The sequence below is a fragment of the Paraburkholderia sp. genome, from assembly GCF_050742655.1.
Taxonomy (GTDB): Bacteria; Pseudomonadota; Gammaproteobacteria; order Burkholderiales; family Burkholderiaceae; genus Paraburkholderia.
The window spans coordinates 150,145-168,748 of record NZ_JBOIGG010000002.1; the positions used below are offsets into that span (position 1 = coordinate 150,145).

Genomic DNA, 18,604 nt, shown 5'->3' on the forward strand with positions numbered 1-18,604 from the left:
TAGCGTCGCCCACATCGAATAGTGCAACCACCCATCCTGCAACTACGGCCGGCAGCAATGCATCGACGGCTCCCGTCTACCACTGTGCATCGGCTTGCTCGTAACGTCAAAGAAGTCTCACTGCCCGATTTCCCGTCTATGTGCGTTGCGCATACTCAAGCCCGCCGATCGAGATCGCGGGCCCGGATTCCGATCCGCGCTAAAGAGAGATCATGCTAAAAAAAACCGCGTCCCGACGTCAGTTCATGCTCGATGCCCTCAAGCTTGCAGGGGCATCCGCTACGGCTGCAGTACTGCCCGAGAGCATACTCAGAGCCCAGTCGATACCCGCCGCCGGTCCCACCGGCACCATTCAGGATGTCAAACACGTCGTTATCCTGATGCAGGAAAACCGCTCATTCGATCATTACCTCGGTAACGCGCCCGGGGTTCGCGGTTTCGGCGACCCGCGTCCCGTTGTTTTGCCGAGCGGCTATCCCGTCTGGTATCAGGCGTCGTCATTGTCGAATGTGTTGCCGTTCAGACCGGGCTCATCGTCGAATGCGGATGTCTACTATGCCGACCTCGCTCACGACTGGACGTCGACACACAGCGCATGGAACCAGGGGTGGTACGACAGTTGGGTGAGCGCGAAGGGCTCATCCACGATGGCGTATTTCACGAGCCAGGACATCCCGTACTACTATGCGCTCGCGCAAACTTTTACGGTATGCGACAGCTACCATTGCTCGATGCTCGGACCGACCGATCCCAATCGCATCTATCTGTGGACCGGTTGCTGCGGCAATGTCCCGGGGTCATCGCCTCACGTCGATAACAGCACGTCGGGATATAACTGGAAGACGCTGCCGGAGCGCCTCAACCAGGCCGGAATTACCTGGAAGGTCTATCAGGACAAGGGACAGGGTCTCACTGCAAACAGCGGTGTCGGCGAGTATGCGACGGGGACATCGAGCGATCTGTGGTGGAACGGCAATTATGGCGACAACCCTCTGCTGAATTTCACGCAGTATCAGAATCTCGGCACCACCGATCCACTCGCCCCCGCGTTCAACGGTACACAGATCGATCCGACCGGAGGGGGCAAGGAGTACGACGCCGGGCTCTTTACGCAACTTCAGAACGACGTAGCCAGTAACACGTTGCCGCAGGTCTCGTGGATCGTGGCTCCGTATGCCTATTGCGAACACCCGTCGTGGGCGGCAAGCGGCGGCGAGTGGTACGTCAATAACGTGTTGAACGCGTTGACGTCGAATCCTGCCGTCTGGGCGAGTACCGTCTTCCTGATCACCTACGACGAGAACGACGGGTTGTTCGATCACGTTCCGCCGCCGGTGCCCCCGACGTCCGCTAACGGAAAATCCAGTGTCAGCACGGCCGCGGAGTTTTATAGCAGCAGCGGAGCCGCATCGGATGGCTCACTGTCAGGCGATCAGCCCTACGGTCTCGGGCCGCGTGTTCCGATGATCGTCGTGTCGCCCTGGTCGAAGGGAGGGAAGATCAACTCGGAGGTGTTCGACCATACGTCCGTCATCCGTTTCATCGAAGCGCGATTCAGCACCGCAGCGTCGCCGCTGCAAGAGACGAATATCACGTCATGGCGTCGCGCCGTTTGCGGCGACCTGACGTCGGCGTTCGATTTCACTGCGTCGGATTCGTCCGCATGGTCGATTGCGGCCGCTGCCAGCAATATGAATCCGAGTGGGCCCGTGGTCGGCGCCTTCCCACCCAGCACACAGACGTTGCCGGCTCAGCCGGTCAACCAGCGTGTCGCGTGCCGGCTACCTTATGAGTTTTTTGTGGCCGGTCAGGCAAACAGAACAGCGAAAGGGTTGTCGCTGACGTTCACCAACACCGGACTGGCCGGCGTGAGCTTGCAGGTCAGAGCGGGTACCTCAGCTATTCCGCCTCGCCCCTACACGATCGCTCCGTCTTCGAGCGGGTGTGCGAGCCTTCAGGACACGTTGGCGGTAAACACAGACGGCAGCTACGATTTTTCGATCTCCGGACCGAACGGCTTCGTGCAGGAATTCCGCGGCAATATCGGCTCGTCAGGGACCACGGGGTCTCATGCCGAGATCAGCCTGTGCTATGACGTCCAGAATGGAAACGTTCGCCTGACGCTCGACAACACCGCGGGCAGTCAAGCGGCGGCGTTTCAGCTCACCGATAACGCGTACGGAAAAAATTCGTACACGACAGTCACCGTCGCGGCGGGCGCGAGCAGCGACGTCACGTGGCTGGGCAATGCAGGCTGGTACGACGCGAGTATCCGTGTAGCGGACGACGTCAATTTTTTCCGGCGTGTCGCAGGCTGTGTGCAATCGCAGTCCGGGACGCTCTACACGGACCCGGCTATCGGGAACACCAGCCAGTTCGCTCCGAAGCTTGCGATCCAGGGTTCGACCTACGCGACGCTCCGTTTCGATTACGTCGCGCCGCCGTGGCTGCATAGTCCGAAAAACTGGGTCGGCGTCTACAAGCAGGGCGTGACGCCGGGCGCGTCGGCGTCGCTGGCATGGGTCTATACACCCAAGGGCGTTGGATCGGCGATGCTGGCCAGTCGAAGCGGCAATACCGCGTTGCCGTCCGGTCAGTACGACGTGTGGTACCTGTTCGATGACGGATACAAAGCGCTGCTTGGCCCGATAACGCTGAGTATCTAGCTGACCCGTTCGCGCGCCACGAAGGCGCGCGAACGGGTCATACGCATCAACGCGCGAACGTATCGCCGAGCACGACGCCTTCGCGGCGCGGATCGGTCCCGCCCTGCAGTGCAAACGACTGACCGAGCTGCACCCGCAGCACGGTGTTGACGCCGCTCGCCTGCGCAGCCGTCGACACCGTGTGACCAAGCGCCGTCAGTCCGGCGATCAGCGGATCGTGCGCGCCATTGTCCGTAATGTCGACGTCCGGATGCTCGCCGCCGATCGTCGTCGTCGGGCTGTTGCTCGCGCCGAAGTCGACGAGGCCGGCCGACTGCTGCGCATCGAGCCCCCAGTCCAGCGTGCCGACGAGCGTCTTCACCACGTACTGCGGAATCGTGCCGCCGCCCGGCGATCCGGTCGCCATCACGAAGCTGCCCTTCGAGCCGTCAGCGGCCTGCGCGAACACGAGCGTCGGCGCCATCGAGCTGCGCGGGCGCTTGCCCGGCGACAACCGGTTGGCGACGGGGGTGCCGCTACTGTCGGTCGGGTTCGCCGAGAAGTCCGTCAGCTGGTTGTTCAGCAGGAAACCGTTCGTCATGTGGAACGAACCCATGCTCGATTCGACAGTCGTCGTCGCGCTCAGCACGTTGCCATCGCCATCGACGATCGTGAACTGGTTCGTCCCGTGTTCGATCAGCGTGTGGTCGACACCGAGCGGCACTGCGCCGAGATCGCCCGGCTGCGCGGTGCCCATGCTCTTCGCCGGATTGATCAGCGCGGCACGCGTCTTCATGTACGGCTTGTTGAGCAGCGTGTCCCAGGTGCCGCCGGGCAGCGGCACGAAGTCGGTGTCCGCGACGTACTTGTCGCGGTCCGCGTACGCGAGCCGCTCGGCTTCCGTGACGAGATGCACGCCCGCGACGGTCGGCTTGCCGCCCTCGAGATCGATCGCCGTGGGCTTCAGCGACTTGAGATCGAAGTTCTCGAGTATGCCGAGCGCGGACGCGACCGCGATCCCGCCCGACGAAGGCGGCGGCATCCCGCAGACCCAGTAGGTCCGATAGGTCGTGCAGACCGGATCGCGCCGCTTGGCCTGATACGCGGCGAGATCCGCGACGGTGGTCTTGCCCGGTGTGATCGCCGAACCGTCGGCCCCTCGTGTCGTCGCGATCTTCGCGACGATGTCCTCTGCGATCTGCCCCGTGTACAACGCATCCGCACCGTTCTGCGCCATCAGCGAAAGCGTGCGTGCATACGCGGGATTCTTGAGCACGGTGCCGAGCGCTTTCGGCGATCCGTCCGCGTTGAAGAAGTACGCGGTTGCTTCGGGATCGCGCTTCAGGCTCGCCGCGTTCGATGCGATCGCGGCAGCGAGACGCCCGCCGATCGGGAAGCCATTCGTCGCCAGCGTGATCGCATCGCCGAACAGGTCTTTCCATTGCAGCTTGCCGTGATCGTGCTGCAGCGTCTCGATGAGCCGCGGCACACCGATCGTGCCGATCGAGCGACCGCTCGCGCGTGCGCTCGGCACGGGCGTCGAGTGATCGGTCGCGTCGTCGACGTAGCGCAGGTAGTTTTCGGTCGCGGCGGCGGGTGCCGTTTCGCGTCCGTCGTACGCGTCGACGGTCTTCTTGCTCGCGTCGTAATAGAGCAGCACACCGCCGGAGCCAAGGCCCGTCGCCTCGGGCACGGTCAGCCCAAGTACCGCCTGAACGGCGACGGCGGCATCGGCGGCAGTGCCGCCCTTCTTCAGCACCGCGCAACCGGCCGCGCTCGCGTACGCATTCGACGCCGCCACCATGTAGGTTTTCGCGTAGACGGGCTTGAGACCCGTCCGGTAGCCGGACGCCGCTTCAGGCAACGACGGGTCGCCGGGCTGGTTCGAGCCGACCACCACCGTCGCCCCGCTGCTATCGACTGCGAGGCAGCTGACGTCCGGCGTGGCCACAGGGCCGGCATCGTTCTTGATGTCGCCACTGCAGGCGACCATCAGGGTCGCCGCGAGTAGAGCGGACACGTACGGCACGATCTTTGTCTGGTTCATCGACTGTGAGGAATGGATTGTCGGGTTCGTATGACCGGGAAACGCATCGCGTCCGGACGGCGGACGAGGCGGTCGATACTCTCGCGAAACATTTCGATTGGCAATCGGAAAAATTTCGTATTGCCTTCAACGCGCGAAGGTGCGACGCGCGAGAACGCCGCAGGACAGGCGATGATGTCTCAACGGACACGCAACAGGATCAGCGCCGGGCAAGAGGAGAGGTGGAGGCGTCGCCGGGCGCGACGCGCCACGCTCAGGTCAACATCGGCACCATATCCGGGTCACCCTTTTTCATCGCCCGCCGATAGCCATCGCGGGCACCGATGCGCTGAAGATACGCGAGGATATTTGGGTAAGGCGAGAGATCGAAAGGCAGGAAAATTCGCATCGTCGTCAGCGAAAACACCGCGACGATATCCGCTGCGGTGAACGCGTTGCCGGCCAGATACGCGGTCTCGCCCAGGCGGTTTTCGACCAGGTTCAACGCGAGGTCCAACCGCCCGTTCACCCAGTTCAACGTGTGATCGCCGGCCGGCAGCCCGACCCGCCTCAGCAGCATCGTGCGTCCCATGTTGGGCTGCAGCGATCCGTTCGCAAAGTGAAACCAGAACAGATAGTCGGGGAACGTGGCATCGCTAACAGCCGGCACGAGATTGCCGCGGCCGTACTTCGCGAGGATATATTCGATGATCGCGGTCGATTCGGCCAGCACCGTCTCGCCGTCCGAGATGATCGGCGCCGTGCCCAGCGGATGCAGCGCCTTGTACTCGGGCGGACCCAGCCTCGTCACGGGGTCCCGGTTGTAAATCCTGAGTTCGTACGGAATAGCGAGTTCTTCGCAAAGCCATACGATGCGCTCGGACTGCGATGTGCCCAGGTGATGGACGGTCAGCATGCGAGTTCCTCGTTGATGGATGAAGACTTCGCGCGGCAAGCCGCGCGATCCGTCCATCCCTGCGCTACTGTTTCGGCTGAAACGCCGGCTCGCCCATCTGCCACAGCGCGAACGACCATTCGTCCGCGAGCAGGTTCGCGCGTTGCGACACGCTGGAGCCGATGCCGTGACCCGCGTCATAGTCGATGCGCAACAGCACCGGCCGGCCGCTGCTCGTCGCGGCCTGGACCCGCGCCGTCATCTTCAGCATGTGCCACGGCGCGACACGGGGGTCGTTCGCACCGGTCGTGAACATCACGGCGGGGTAAGGCGTGCCGTCGTGCACGTGCGCATAGGCGCTCATCGCGTAGAGACCATGGAAACCCGGTTCGTTCGAACTCGAACCCATTTCAGGCACATTGGGCGGCCCGTTCGGTTCGGTTTCGAAGCGCAGCGCATCGGACAGGCCGACGTCGTCGAGGATCACGCGGAACAACCCCGGGTTGATCTCCATCGCGCCACCCATGACGATGCCACCCGCGCTGGCACTGTTCGCCGCCAGATATTTCGACTGCGTGTAGTGCTCGTCGATCATGTGCTGTGCCGACGCGATGAAATCGAGCATCGTGTTGATCTTCGTGAGCTTCTGCCCTGCACGGTGCCACGCATCGCCATATTCGCCGCCGCCGCGCATGTGCGACACGGCGATGATGCCGCCTTGATCGACCCAGGCTTGCCACTGCGGACGATAGATCGGGTCCATCGAAAGACCGTAGCTGCCGTAACCGAAAACAATCGTCGGATGCGATCCGTCCCGCGTCACGCCCTTCTTCGCAATGATCGATACCGGGATGCGGGTGCCGTCGTAGCTGGTCGCGAACTCGTCGTGTGCGCCGACATCGTCGGATTCCGTTCTGGACGGCGGAACCAGCCGGGTATCGGTCGCCGCACTGGCACCTGGATCCACGGCCAGTTCGCGCGGCGCCTTCACCCAGCCCTGAAGGCTGAACATCACGCCGGGCGAACGCGGATCGGTCGCCAGATCGCGCACCGTGCCGGCAAACGGCAGACCGATGGCCTGACTGCGCTTGCCGTCGAACGACACGCGCCGCAACTGGAAGCTCGCGCCCGCCCGTTCGCCGATATACATGCCGTCGCTCGCGACGTCGAAGGCGTCGATGACGTTCTCGCCTTCGGGTACGACCACGTCCGCATGCGCGAGATCGGGATGCGCAAGCGGCGTCGACAGGATCTGAAAGCGCGACGCGCCCTTCTCCGACAGCGCATACAGACGATCGCCGCGCAGCTGCACGTCGGTCACGCCGTCGACGGGCGCCGCGATCTTCTTCCAAGGCGTTTGCGCGCCGTGAATCTGATCGAGCGGCACGACGTAGAAGCTGTTCGGGGTGTTGTCCATGTTGTGATTCGCAACCGCCACCGCAAAGGGCGAATCGGGCGCGAGCAGCACATAGGTGCCCTGCCCCTCAGGCACATCGAGCGAGGCGGACACACCGCGTCCGAACACCGCTTCGTCGCCTTCGCCGTCGGTATGCTCGCCTAGCACGTGCAGGTAGGTCACCGCGTTGTACTCGCTGAGCGAGGGCGGCGTATCGGGTCCGGTCTTCGGGTAGCGCAGGTAGAAGAACGAGCGGTTGTCGTTGCGCCAGGAGACGATGCAGTCGCTCGTGCGGTCGATGGTTTCCTGAAGCTGGCTGCCGGTCTGCAGATCGATGATGTGCAGCACGCTCTTTTCCGAACCGCCCTCGGACACGCCATACGCGACATAGCGTCCATCCCACGACGGCGAATACCAGTCGAGCGCGAAGTGATGCGCGCTGTCGCTCGCGAGCTTCGCCGGATCCACCAGCACGTGCTCTTCGCCCTTCACGCCATCGCGATAGGCAAGCTTGGGCAGATTGGTCCCCGGCTCCAGCACGCGATAGAAAATCCGCTCGCCGCGCCGGGTGAATTCATCGCGAACCAGATCGCCTCCCATCAGCCCCTGGATACGCTGCGCCATCGCTGCGCGGCCGGGAATACCGTCGAGGACCTTGCGCGTATAGCCGGCCTGCGCCTTCATCCAGCGCTGGACCTCCGGGTCGCCCAGATTTTCCATGTAGCGGTAGTTGTCGACCACGGGCGTGCCGAAGTACGTGGTGGTCACGGGACGCACAGGTGCCACCGGTTGACCGTCGGCGGACCAGGACACACCCGGGACGGCGACGAAAGTCAGCGCGAGTGTCGCAGCGAGTAAACCTTTTGTTGGCTTCATGTGGACTCTTTGAGTAACGAGGCGCCGCAAAGACTAACGCGATCGGCAAGTTCGTCACAATACAGCGCGGATTAATTTAACGCGACGGAACCCGCACGTGGGGGGTACGCGATGAGGATTAGTGAGAATTTGCGCCACGGCACCACGGCGTCACGTCGGCTCAACGACCGCACTACCCCTTCGTCGCCCCAAACGTCAGCCCCGCCACGAAGTGCCGCTGCATCGCGAAGAACATCAGCACCGACGGCAGCGCGGCGAGAATCGAGCCGGCCGACACGAGGTTCCACGCGGTCACCCACTGCCCCTTCAGCGCAGCGACGCCGACCGTGATCGGCGCGGCCTCGTCGCCGGTCGTCAGGCAGAGTGCCCAGAAGTAGTCGTTCCACACGAACGTGAACACGAGAATCGCGAGCGCGGCGAGCGCCGGGCGAATCAGCGGCAGCACGATCCGGTAGAACACGGTCCACTCGCCCGCGCCTTCTATGCGCGCCGCCTCGATCAGCTCATACGGCAGCTGCTTGATGAAATTGCGCAGGAACAGCGCGCAAAAACCCGTCTGGAACGCGATGTGAAACAGGATCAGCGCGCCAACCGTATTGAAGATGCCCATTTGCAGCGACAGGTCGCGCACCGGAATCATCAGGATCTGGATCGGCACGAAGTTGCCCGCGACGAAGGTCGCGAACAGCGTCGTGTTGCCGCGGAACGAATAGATCGCGAGCGCGAAGCCGGCCATCGCCGCGAGCGCGATCGCCCCGATCACCGCGGGTACCGTGATCAGCACGCTGTTCCAGAGGTAATGCAGCATCGGCGACGTCGTGAGCGCATCGCGATAGTTGGCGATCAATGAGAAGTGGCGCGGCCAGCCCCAGTAATTGCCCTCGACGAGTTCGTCGGACGAGCGGATCGACGTGACCATCACCGCGATCAGCGGCAGCAGCCAGATCGCGAGCGCGACCGGCAGCGACAGCTTGTACAGCGCGCGGTTGACGGGTTTCCAGCGGGCGACCGGAGTCGGAAACATAAGGCACTCCCCTATTGCTCGCTGCGCAGCAGTCGGCGCAGGTGATAGACGATGTACACCATCATGATCGCGAACAGCACCACGGCAATCGCGGCCGAGTAGCCGATGCGGTAGTACTTGATCGCCTGGTCGTACATGTAATACGCGAGCACGGTCGAACTTTCGAACGGCCCGCCGCCGCTCATCACGGCGATCAGGTCGAAGCTGCGCAGCGCGCCGATGATCGTCACGACGATCGCCATGAAGGTCGTGGGCCGCAGTTGCGGCAGCACGACGTGCCATAGCATCGACCAGCCTTTCGCCCCCTCCATCCGTGCGGCTTCGATCTGTTCGGCGTTCAGCGACGTGAGGCCGGTCAAGTAGAGAATCATGCAATAGGCGGTCTGCGGCCACAGCGCCGCGAAGATGATGCCGAAGGTCACGTAGCGCGGATCTCCGAGCACCGGCACGCCGTGCCCGAGTATCAGCTTCAGCAGACCGAAGGTCGGATCGTAGAACCAGCTGAACATCAGCCCGACCACCACGCCCGACAGCACGAACGGCGCAAAGAACAGCGACTTCACGACGCGGATGCCCGCGACCGCCTGGTTCAGGTACAGCGCGACCGCGAGACCCATCGGCGGCGCGAGCAGGAACAGCACGAGCCACAGCAGGTTGTTGCGCAGCGCGGTGTAGAACGTCGGCGCATGGAACAGCTCCACGTAGTTCGCGAGGCCGACGAAGGTCTTCTCCGACATCCCGTCCCAGTTGTAGAAACTGAGCGCGATGCTGGAGAGGATCGGCCACACCACGTACACGGCGATCATCGCGCACGCGGGCGCGAGAAACAGGAACGCGGCGAGACGCTGCTGTCGCGCAGCGGCCGACATGTGCCGGCGGCGTTTCGCTTTCACCGCCGGCACGCCGAGGGTTTCGGACATCATGCTCTCCTCGCCGGGCCTGGCGGCACGTGAGTCATGCATGCCACGCACCGCCCGCCCGGGTTACCGATCATTTCTTGTAGATGCGCTTGCGCGTCGCTTCGAGTTGCGCGAGCACGTCGTCGAGCTTCGACGGGTCCGATACGAACTGCTGCATGCCCTTCATCCCCTCGTCGGCCATTTCCTTCGTCATGTCGCGATCGTAGAACTGCGCGATGCCGCCCGTCGTCTTCGACAGGATCTGGAAGCCGGTCTTCGAGATCGCATCGTCTGGTTCCGGTGCCTGGCTGTTGGCCGGCAACGAGCCCATCCCCTTCGCGAGCTCCGCGCTGATCGCGGGTGTTTCCGCGAACGCGAGGAAGGTGCGCGCATCCGCCTTGTTCTTCGCGCGCGACGGAATGTGCAGCGATTCGACCGGGCCGTCTTCAGCAGTCGGCACCTTGTCGTCGATCACCGGAAACTGGAAGAAGCCCATCTGCGGCTTGATGTTCTCCGGGAAGCCCGCCGTGATGAACGTACCCATCAGCATCATCGCAGCCTTGCCCTGGAACAGGAACGGCTGCACCGCATCGAGATCGTACGACAGCGAGTTGTCGATAAACGTCTTGTCGTCGATCAACTGCTTCCACGTCGTGTAGACCTTCTTCACGCGCGGATCGGTGTACGCGATGTCGCCGGCCATCAGCTTCTGATGAAACGCGTTGCCGTTCAGGCGCAGATCGAGGTAGTCGAACCAACCGGCGAGCGTCCACGCGTCGCGGCCCGCGACGGCGACCGGCACGATGCCCGCCGCCTTCAGCTTCTTGCATGCATCGAGGAATTCCGGCCAGGTCTTCGGCTCGGCGGCGATGCCGGCCTTCTGGAACAGATCCTTCCGATAGAACATGCCCCACGCGTAGTAGACGGTCGGCGCGGAATACTGCTTGCCGTTGTAGGTCGACGACTGCTTCGTCGATGCGTACATCGCGTTCCAGTTGTTGCGGTTCCAGTCCGGCGTCAGGTCTTCGAACAGGCCGCGCTTCGCGTAGTACGCCATCCGCTCGCCGTTGTGCCAGTTGACAATATCGGGCGCGACCGTCGTGAGCCAGCCGGGTAGTTGCACCTTGTACGCTTCCTCGTCGACGAACGAGATTTTCACGTCGATATCCGGATGCGCCTTGTGGAACGCATCGAAGACCTGCTGCCACACCGCGCGCTGGCTTGCGCCCTTGAACGCAATGTTCGCGGTGAGCGTGCCGGCCTGCGCGACGCCGGATGCCGCGAACGCTATGGCGCAAGCCGTTGCCAGAACAGCGGGCCGAACCGTGCCGGTTAATCTGGTGCGAATCGAAAGTTTCATGCGTGTCTCCTCTTTAGTGACTACCGTTTGCTTCGCTATGCTTCGATTACTACGCTTCGCAGGTCGACCAGTCGCGACTGTGCCGGCCGGATTCAGGTTCTTCACGCTCGATAGATGGCGACACCTTGTGGCTCGACGTCCTGCTGCCCGACGACGAAGCTTCCCGGTGCATCGATCCGGTACGACGTCGCGCCGTAGTTGAGCACGTAGGTCAGTGGACCACGCCGGCTGATCCGCACGCCTTCCGGCAGCGTCTGCGGTTCGAGGCCCGCGTCGCTCGCGACGTCGCGAAACAGCGAACGCGTCAACGCTTCGTCGAACAGTCCGGCCAGATAACGGATCGCGCCGTGCCGCACGACGGCCGGATGACCGTCCGCGAATGTCGCGTCCACATCCACATACACACCGTCCTGAGCTTCGATGAAATCGCGCCAGCCCCATGCGTCGCCCGTGGCGCTGCCACTGACTTTCTCCACGATGCCCGGACGCATCGACTCGACGCGCCACACGCGGATCGGCAGCAACGCCGCAAGCGCCGGACCCGGCGGCAGCGTGTCGGGGATCGTCAGATGGGTGGTCTTCGAGCCCGTGCGCGGCCCGAGCACCACCTGCGCGCCACTTGCTGCCAGCCGCTCCGCAAAGCCGTCCGGCACGATCGGCAGCGGCGGCACGACGACCATCCGGTAGCCATCGAACGATGCGCTCGACGGCACCACGTCCACGTCGAGTCCGAGGCTGCGCAGCGCGCTGTAGTACTCGAACGCGATCCGCGGGTAATGAAAATCCGCGCCCTGCGGATGGATCTCGAACAGCCACTTCGCTTCGTAGTCCCACACCAGCGCGACCGGCGCACGCACGCTTACGTCGCCGCCGGCGTCGAGCACGCGCGCGATCTCATGCGCAACCGCCGACGCTTCCTCGCCGCCGAGATCGAGCCGGTTGTCCGGTGTGTTCAACCCGGCATGCATCTGCTCCTGCGCGAACGGTGCCTGACGCCAGCGGAAATACGACACGCAGCCCGCGCCGTGCGCGAACGCCTCCCAGCTCCACAGCCGCACCATGCCGGGTAGCGGCGCTGGATTCCATTGCGCCCAGTTCACCGGGCCGGGCTGCTGCTCCATCACCCAGAACGGCTGCTTCGACATCCCGCGATAGACGTCGTGATTGAACGACGCGAAATCCGGATGACCGGTGCGCAGCCACGCCGCCTTGACCGACGGGTCGAACCACTGCTCTTCGAGCGCGCCGAGCGGATAGCTGTCCCATGTCGAAATATCGAGATCGGCCGCGACGTCGTAGTGATCGAACTCGGTGAAAAGCTGCATGAAGTTGTGCGCGACCGGCCGCCCCGGCGAATGCGCGCGAATGATCTCGACCTGCATCCGGTTGAAGCGCACGACCTCGTCGGACGCGAAGCGCCGGTAGTCGAGCCGGTGTGACGGATGCGCTTCCGTGACGGTACCGATCGGCGGATCGATCTCGTCGAAGCTGCGGTACTCCATGCTCCAGAAGACCGTACCCCAGGCGGCATTCAACGCGTCGATGCTGCCGTAGCGCGCCTTCAGCCAGCCCCGAAAACGTTCGGCCGCGGCCGGCGAATAGCTGACGACCGTATGGTGGCAACCGAGTTCGTTATCGGTCTGCCAGAACGCGATTGCGGGATGGCGGCCGTAGCGTTCGGCGACTGCCGTGCAGATGCCGTACGCCGCGTCGAAATACGATGGCGACGAGAAATCGTAGTGCCGGCGCGAACCGAAGCCGCGCGCGCGACCGTCCGCGCCGACGGGCAGGATGTCCGGATGCCGGTCGATCAGCCACTTCGGCGGCGTCGCGGTTGGCGTGCACATCACCACCTGCAGGCCGGCGTCGCCGAGCACGTCGAGCGCGCGGTCGAGCCAGCCCCAGCGATATTCGCCCGGCGACGGCTCGATGCGGCTCCACGCGAATTCGCCGATCCGCACGCGTTCGATGCCGAGCGCCCGCATCCGCGCGGCGTCGTCGCGCCACATCAATTCAGGCCAGTGTTCGGGGTAATAGCAGACTCCAAGATGCATGCGATGCGCTCCTACGCGGAAGGACGTGTGACGGACGACGGCACGGCGAAGCCGTCCTCGGTGAATAGATGGCATGAGGCGGGCGGCACCCGGAACGCTGCGCGTTCGGCGGCGCGCGGCGTGCGATCGCCAGGCGCTTTCGCGATCAGCGTCACCGCAGTGGCATGTGCGTGCGCGTCCGATGCACTACCGGGTTGATCGAGATGCAGATAGCTGTGTTCGCCGAGCCGCTCGACGAGCGACACCGCACGGACAATCTGCTGGACGCCGTCGGTGGAGTCGACCGGTTCGAGATGTTCGGGACGAATGCCGAGCGTGACCGGCTGATCCGGCTGCAACGCGGAGCCATCGAGCAGCGTGTCGATCCGCTCGCCGGTCACGTCGAGCGCGATCTGCACGCCGTTAGCACTACGCGACACGACGCGCGCCGGCAGGAAGTTCATCCGCGGCGAGCCGATGAAGCCCGCGACGAAGCGGCTTTGGGGCCGGTGATACAACTCGAGCGGCACGCCGACCTGCGCAATGCTGCCGTGCTTCGCCGTGTCGGCGCCCGCGTGCAGCAGCACGATCTTGTCGGCGAGCGTCATCGCTTCGATCTGGTCGTGCGTCACGTAGACCATGCTCGCGTCGGCGTACTGCCGGTGCAGCCGCGCGATCTCGACGCGCGTCTGGCCGCGCAGCGTCGCATCGAGATTGGACAGCGGCTCGTCGAACAGATACACGCCGGGGCTGCGCACGATCGCCCGGCCGATCGCGACGCGCTGCCGCTGACCGCCGGACAGCGCCTTCGGCCGCCGGTCGAGCAGCGCCTCGAGCTGCAGCACACGGGCCGCTTCCCTCACCTTTTGATCGATCTGGTTTTTCGGCGTCTTCGCGAGCATCAGGCCGAACGCCATGTTCTCGTAGACCGTCATGTGCGGAAACAGCGCGTAGCTCTGGAACACCATCGCAACGCCGCGCTGCGCGGCGGGCACGTCGTTGACAAGCTTGCCGCCTATGTACAGATCGCCGTCGGTGATGTCCTCGAGGCCCGCGATCATCCGCAGCAGCGTGGATTTGCCGCAGCCCGAAGGACCGAGGAACACGCAGAACTCATGCTCGCCGATCTCCAGATCGACGTCGCGGATCACCGGTGCGTGATCGCCATAGGCCTTCTGAACCGCTTGCAACGAGATGCTCGCCATGCTGGACGTCTCCGTGTTTCACCGGGGAGACAGCGCAAGGTTAAGCGCTTAACCTTATGATCCAGAAAAACGATCCATGCCACTGGATCGCTTGTCCTGGGACTGTCTCCGTCGTGTTTCTTGTCACTGTGTTGGGAGCGAATCTAGCGATGAACGCACAGTTATGCAAATACCGGGAAGTCGTCCCGAAATATGGACAGCCCGTCCGCCGCTTGCGCGTTATACGCCGGCTTGCGACAGTGCGGCCGCATTGGCTTTTGCTTTTGCCGCTCTTCGTCCCCGCTTCCCCATGACCACGCTTGCCGAAGTCGCCCGCCGCGCCGGCGTCACGCCGGCCACTGTTTCGAACGTGCTGCGCGAGCGCGGCAAGGTCGGCGCTGCGACGCGCCAGCGTGTGCTCGATGCCGTGAAAGCGCTCGACTATCGCCCTCACCTCACGGCGCGCGCACTTGCCGAAGGCTGCACACCGACGATCGCACTGATGGTGTCGAGCATCGCGAACCCGTTCTATCCGGAGTTCGCACTCGCGGTCGAACGCGCGGCCCGCCACAGCGGACGATTTCTGATCGTCTGCAACACCAACGAAGATCCAGAAATCCTGCGCACGTATCTGCATCAGATCGCGGGTTCGTTGTCCGAAGGCATCCTCGTGATGAACGCGGACCTCGATTTCGACGAACTGCGCCGGACCCAGACGCGCGGCACACCGGTCGTCCTGTGCATGTGGGAACGACCCGACGAGCCGCCAGGCATTCCGTGCGTCGCGGTGGATTTCGCCGAGGCGGGCGCAATCGCCGCGCGTCATCTACTGGAGCTGGGACATACGCGGATCGGCGTGGTCGTCGGCGGGTCGCGCGACGGTGTGCAGGCCGCGCGCTACGCCGGGTTTCGCGCCGCGTTGAAAACGGCCCGCGTCGCGCACCGGCCGCGCGACGTGCACTTCACCGTCGATTCGATCCGGGGCGGCTACGAGGCCACGTCGCAACTGCTCGACACGCACACCGACCTCACCGCGCTCTTCGCGACCAACGATCTGCCCGCGCTCGGCGCGATGCATGCCGCGATGGACCGCGGCCTGCGCATCCCCGACGACCTCTCCGTGATCGGCATCACCGACATCCAGCTCGCGCGCGAATCGCGTCCCGGCCTGTCGACGGTCGCGATCCCGACCGACGCCGCCGCAACCCTCGCGGTCGAACTGCTCGAAGCGCTGATCGCCGGCAAGCCGGTCACCGATCCGATGCGGCTCGCGCCGGTGCCGGTGCTGGTCGCGCGTGCGTCGACGGGGCGTGTGCGCGGGTAGCCGCGCGGTGCAGAGTCCCGGTTCGTAGCGCCACCGCCGCAACGCCACTCCATCCGCGCGGGAACTACGATTCCTCGCGCGGCGCGTGCCGATGCGCGTTAATACAATCGTCGGATCAGGTCACCCCTGCCGCCCCTGCCGGGCGGCCCTTCAGCGTTCCAGACAAGCGAAATCGCGAACCCAAACTTGATCCCGCCGTGCATGCGCTGCCTCTGTCTCTTATGCAAGCCGACGTCGACGACGCGATGGATCAGGTGAAGCACGACGAAACCTCGACCGCCGCGCCGGCCGCACGTGTTGCACTCGCCGCGCCCGGTCCCGAGGCGACCGCGCTCGATGCCTCTCCGTATCTGCCGCGGCTATCGCCGGCCGCCGCGCGCGGACTCACGCATGCGTACGCAGCACGCGACCCGCTGTCGTTTTCGCTCGGCTCCACTGCGTACCAGGTGACGTGGCGCGCCGATGCCGAGCCCGTCGCCGAAGCGAACGCGTACCGCTTCGTGATCGGCCCCGCGCACGGCACGCTGTGGATCGATCCGTCGGCCGAAGCGGAATGGCTCGGCGACGCAGCGGACCCCGCGGTGCCGGCGGTGCTGCGCGCCGCGTTGCTCGCGGATCTGTGCGCGCCGTTGACCGCGACGCTGCAGACGCTGACGCGACAACGCGTCGAACTGCTCCCGCCGGCCGCTGCAAATATCGATACCCGTGCCGCGTGGCGCCACGCACCCGCCACGCTGTATTTCGAACTGCGACGCCCGGACACGGCGTGGCGCTGTCACGGCGCATTGCAGTTCGATGCACCCGATGCGCTCGGTGTGTTCTTTGCGACGGCGCCGCAGTCACCGCAAAACAACGGCGCTTTTACCACGCTGCCCGTGCCGCTCGCGTTCGAACTCGGTCACACCAGCCTCACCGCGCACGAAGTGGCCGACGTCGCCGCGGGCGACATCATCGCGATCGAGTTCTGGCGCTCGCAAGGCCAGAACCTGCTGTGCGTGGCCCGGATACCGGCCGCACCCGCGTGGGAAATCGTCGCGCGCCCGTCGGGCAACCGGCTTGTCGTCGAACGAATCAGGGAGATGCCGTTGGAACCCATCCAATCGCCGGACGCGCCGCGCGCGCAGTCCACCGACGCTGAGACAGCGTCGTCCACCGCGCTGCGCCAGTTCGACGGGCTCGCAGTCGACCTCACGTTCCAGCTGCCGCCGTGCTCGATGCCGCTCGGCGAACTGGGCGCGTTGCAGCCCGGCGGCGTGATCGAACTGCAGCAAGGCGTTAATCAGAGCGTGATCAATATCGTCGCGAACGGAATGCTGATCGGCACCGGGCATCTGATCGCTGTCGGCCAGAAGCTCGGTGTGCGCGTCACGACGCTCACGCCGCCTGCTCCGCACGCGCCCCGCGAGCGCCAGGATGGGTAATCTGCCGAATCCGGTATCGATGATCGCGGTCATCGTCGCGCTCGGTATTGCGCCGTTTGCGGCGCTGATGGTGACGAGCTATACGAAGCTTGTCGTCGTGCTCGGCCTGCTGCGTTCGGCGCTCGGCATCCAGCAGGTGCCGCCGAACATGGTGTTGAACGGCATCGCGCTGATCCTGTCGCTGTTCATCATGGCACCGGTCGGCATGAACATCCGCGACGCGCTGCTGGCGAGCAACTTCAATCCATCGAGCCAGCTGTCCACCGCCGACATCGGCGCGCTCACCGACGCCGCGCTGCCGCCGATCAAGGACTTTCTCGTCGCGCACACGCGGCTGCGCGATCGCGAATTTTTCGTGAAGACCGCGACGAGCGTGTGGCCGAAAAACCGCGCCGACGGATTAAAGGACGACGACCTGCTCGTGCTCGTGCCGAGCTTCACGCTCGCGGAGCTGACGAAGGCGTTCCAGATCGGCTTCGTGATCTACATCGTGTTCATCGTTGTCGACCTGCTGGTCGCGAACGTCCTGCTCGCGCTCGGCATGCAGATGATCTCGCCGACGACGATCTCCGTGCCGTTCAAGCTGCTGCTGTTCGTCGCGCTCGATGGATGGTCGCTGCTCGTGCATGGGCTCGTGTTGTCGTATCGGGTGGCGGGATGACAGGCGTGGTGCACTGCCGGTCGATGAGGGTCGCCGCGGTGCTCGTGCGGTACGTGTCGTGTTTGCTGCTCGCTGCGTTCGCGCTGACAGGCACGGGGGTCACGCCCGCGTATGCCTATCCGGAAACAGCGGCCTTCGACGGCCTCGCGCGCGCGTGCGCGCCCAACGTCGATCCGTCGACGCTCGCGGCGCTCGTGCGCACCGAATCGGGCTTCAATCCGTTTGCGATCGGCGTGGTCGGCGGGCATCTGGAACGACAGCCGGTCTCGCTTGCGGAAGCGCTCGCGACAGTGCGCGAACTCGACGCGCGCGGCTTCATCTACAGCGTTGGACTCACGCAGGTGAATAACCGGAATTTTGCGAAGTACGGTGAGACAGCAGCGACGCTGTTCGAGCCGTGCCGTAACCTGCATGCAGGCGCGGCGATCCTGACCGAATGCTTCGCGCGTTCGAGCGAAGCGCCTGTCGATCGGCAGATCGCGTTGCGCGCCGCGTTGTCGTGCTACTACAGCGGGAATTTCACGACCGGGTTTCGGGCGGGTTACGTCGGCAAGGTCGTCACGAACGCACGGATCGATGCGCTGCGAGGCGGTGCGCGGTCGATTCCGGTTGTGGTGGATGCGGGGGCCGTGAGGCACGAGCACTCCGCGACGTCGGCCGCATCGACTCAGGCTGCTCGTGCTGCACCCTCTCCTCCGCGCACCCTGCTCCGCCCGGTGCGCGCGACTGTCGGCACGGCTCCGTCATGTCACGCTGCACCGATCATCACCGTATGCCGCGGCCTGAGCGCCGCGCAGATCCGCGCGTTGTGTGTGCGTTGTCTGCCGGCGCATTAGTCCGGTTGCGCTTGATGATTGTCG

13 protein-coding genes are annotated in these 18,604 nt (G+C 64.4%); 5 read left to right on the top strand and 8 right to left on the bottom strand.

The annotated features are described in order from the left end of the window. The first annotated feature begins 212 nt into the window (after positions 1–212). Positions 213–2,666, top strand: coding sequence for a phosphocholine-specific phospholipase C (locus tag ACREXZ_RS03380; RefSeq protein ID WP_431762619.1), 2,454 nt, complete (start codon positions 213–215; stop codon positions 2,664–2,666). Positions 2,667–2,712: 46 nt separating this feature from the next. On the opposite strand, the gene ACREXZ_RS03385 is transcribed toward ACREXZ_RS03380, so the two are convergent. From ACREXZ_RS03385 to ACREXZ_RS03420, 8 genes are all read right to left on the bottom strand, one after another. Next, positions 2,713–4,692 (bottom strand): gamma-glutamyltransferase family protein, encoded by a 1,980-nt coding sequence (locus ACREXZ_RS03385; protein WP_431762620.1) that lies wholly within the window; start codon positions 4,690–4,692, stop codon positions 2,713–2,715. A gap of 253 nt (positions 4,693–4,945) precedes the next feature. After that, positions 4,946–5,587 carry a glutathione S-transferase family protein gene (locus tag ACREXZ_RS03390; RefSeq protein ID WP_431762621.1) on the bottom strand — a complete coding sequence of 214 codons (642 nt, stop codon included), beginning with the start codon at positions 5,585–5,587 and terminating at the stop codon, positions 4,946–4,948. 64 nt (positions 5,588–5,651) lie between these two features. Beyond that, complete coding sequence (locus tag ACREXZ_RS03395; protein ID WP_431762622.1) at positions 5,652–7,838, bottom strand: prolyl oligopeptidase family serine peptidase; 2,187 nt, start codon at positions 7,836–7,838, stop codon at positions 5,652–5,654. Positions 7,839–8,010: 172 nt separating this feature from the next. After that, positions 8,011–8,862, bottom strand: a complete 852-nt coding sequence (locus ACREXZ_RS03400) for a carbohydrate ABC transporter permease (protein ID WP_431762623.1) — start codon at positions 8,860–8,862, stop codon at positions 8,011–8,013. Positions 8,863–8,873: 11 nt separating this feature from the next. Beyond that, positions 8,874–9,731, bottom strand: coding sequence for a carbohydrate ABC transporter permease (locus ACREXZ_RS03405; protein ID WP_431762959.1), 858 nt, complete (start codon positions 9,729–9,731; stop codon positions 8,874–8,876). A 121-nt stretch (positions 9,732–9,852) separates the two neighbouring features. Further along, positions 9,853–11,121: an ABC transporter substrate-binding protein gene (locus ACREXZ_RS03410; RefSeq protein ID WP_431762624.1), complete on the bottom strand. Its 1,269-nt coding sequence runs from the start codon at positions 11,119–11,121 to the stop codon at positions 9,853–9,855. A 101-nt stretch (positions 11,122–11,222) separates the two neighbouring features. Then, on the bottom strand, positions 11,223–13,175 hold the full coding sequence (locus ACREXZ_RS03415) for a beta-galactosidase (RefSeq protein WP_431762625.1): 1,953 nt from the start codon (positions 13,173–13,175) through the stop codon (positions 11,223–11,225). Between the two features lie 11 nt (positions 13,176–13,186). Next, positions 13,187–14,359 (bottom strand): ABC transporter ATP-binding protein, encoded by a 1,173-nt coding sequence (locus ACREXZ_RS03420; RefSeq protein ID WP_431762626.1) that lies wholly within the window; start codon positions 14,357–14,359, stop codon positions 13,187–13,189. Positions 14,360–14,648: 289 nt separating this feature from the next. Here ACREXZ_RS03420 and ACREXZ_RS03425 point away from each other — a divergent pair, with 289 nt between their 5' ends. The 4 genes from ACREXZ_RS03425 (at position 14,649) to ACREXZ_RS03440 (ending at position 18,580) form a co-directional block, all read left to right on the top strand. Continuing rightward, positions 14,649–15,662, top strand: coding sequence for a LacI family DNA-binding transcriptional regulator (locus ACREXZ_RS03425; RefSeq protein ID WP_431762627.1), 1,014 nt, complete (start codon positions 14,649–14,651; stop codon positions 15,660–15,662). Between the two features lie 206 nt (positions 15,663–15,868). Continuing rightward, on the top strand, positions 15,869–17,083 hold the full coding sequence (locus ACREXZ_RS03430) for a FliM/FliN family flagellar motor switch protein (RefSeq protein WP_431762960.1): 1,215 nt from the start codon (positions 15,869–15,871) through the stop codon (positions 17,081–17,083). Beyond that, complete coding sequence (gene sctR, locus ACREXZ_RS03435) at positions 17,076–17,744, top strand: type III secretion system export apparatus subunit SctR (protein ID WP_431762628.1); 669 nt, start codon at positions 17,076–17,078, stop codon at positions 17,742–17,744. The genes ACREXZ_RS03430 and sctR overlap by 8 nt, the downstream gene beginning before the upstream one ends. An 8-nt stretch (positions 17,745–17,752) precedes the next feature. After that, a complete protein-coding gene (locus ACREXZ_RS03440) occupies positions 17,753–18,580 on the top strand; it encodes a lytic transglycosylase domain-containing protein (RefSeq protein ID WP_431762961.1) in 828 nt (275 codons plus the stop codon). Positions 18,581–18,604 lie beyond the last annotated feature (24 nt).

Coding starts and splice junctions, on each gene's coding strand:
- ACREXZ_RS03380 (WP_431762619.1), top strand. CDS start 213: ATGCTAAAAAAAACCGCGTCCCGACGTCAGTTCATGCTCGATGCCCTC.
- ACREXZ_RS03385 (WP_431762620.1), bottom strand. CDS start 4,692: ATGAACCAGACAAAGATCGTGCCGTACGTGTCCGCTCTACTCGCGGCG.
- ACREXZ_RS03390 (WP_431762621.1), bottom strand. CDS start 5,587: ATGCTGACCGTCCATCACCTGGGCACATCGCAGTCCGAGCGCATCGTA.
- ACREXZ_RS03395 (WP_431762622.1), bottom strand. CDS start 7,838: ATGAAGCCAACAAAAGGTTTACTCGCTGCGACACTCGCGCTGACTTTC.
- ACREXZ_RS03400 (WP_431762623.1), bottom strand. CDS start 8,862: ATGTTTCCGACTCCGGTCGCCCGCTGGAAACCCGTCAACCGCGCGCTG.
- ACREXZ_RS03405 (WP_431762959.1), bottom strand. CDS start 9,731: ATGTCGGCCGCTGCGCGACAGCAGCGTCTCGCCGCGTTCCTGTTTCTC.
- ACREXZ_RS03410 (WP_431762624.1), bottom strand. CDS start 11,121: ATGAAACTTTCGATTCGCACCAGATTAACCGGCACGGTTCGGCCCGCT.
- ACREXZ_RS03415 (WP_431762625.1), bottom strand. CDS start 13,175: ATGCATCTTGGAGTCTGCTATTACCCCGAACACTGGCCTGAATTGATG.
- ACREXZ_RS03420 (WP_431762626.1), bottom strand. CDS start 14,359: ATGGCGAGCATCTCGTTGCAAGCGGTTCAGAAGGCCTATGGCGATCAC.
- ACREXZ_RS03425 (WP_431762627.1), top strand. CDS start 14,649: ATGACCACGCTTGCCGAAGTCGCCCGCCGCGCCGGCGTCACGCCGGCC.
- sctR (WP_431762628.1), top strand. CDS start 17,076: ATGGGTAATCTGCCGAATCCGGTATCGATGATCGCGGTCATCGTCGCG.